The following is a 533-nucleotide window of genomic DNA, read 5'->3' as shown; positions in this document are numbered from 1 at the left end:
TTGAGAAAATAGGTAAAGCACCGAATTTCCAAGGAGGATTTTTTGTCTCTCATTCTTTAATAAAATAGTGGCATATCCACTTATTAAAGAGTGCTTATTATGTCTTTGCCATTTCTCTTTCATAGCCAGACGGTTGATGGTTTAGCCTTCGATGGTAAACGCGTGAAGGTCTGTCTAAAAACAGAGGCGTTAACATTCGATGCTGTTTATGTGCGTATTGAGCCAGACAACGAAGAATACCTTGTCGCCATGGTGCAATGCGGCAGAGTTGGAGAGTTACTGCTGTGGGAAGTATCGTTCGAGCCGAATAGAGATCGAGACATCACCCACTATGTATTTAAAGTCGTTAGAAACGGTCAGCAATATTGGCTAGACGCACGTGGAGTGCAAAAACGTATTCCGCCCAAAGAATTTCATTTCAAATTGAATGTAAACCATCAACCGCCAAAGTGGGTTCAAGAACAAGTTTTCTATCAGATTTTTCCTGATCGTTTTGCCGCGAGTCAAAGTGAGTCTGCGATTCGTGAAGCGTA

At 41.8% G+C, this 533-nt stretch carries 1 protein-coding gene; it reads left to right on the top strand.

Annotated features, from left to right (window positions below; genetic code table 11):
• Positions 1-99: 99 nt before the first annotated feature.
• Positions 100-533 (top strand): alpha amylase N-terminal ig-like domain-containing protein (locus R7O13_RS30425; RefSeq protein ID WP_318305664.1); only part of this gene is annotated, 434 nt, incomplete at its 3' end.

This window comes from Vibrio sp. Y176 (assembly GCF_033438945.1).
Note: the sequence above shows the minus strand (reverse complement) of the source record. Positions and strands in the feature narration are given on the sequence as shown.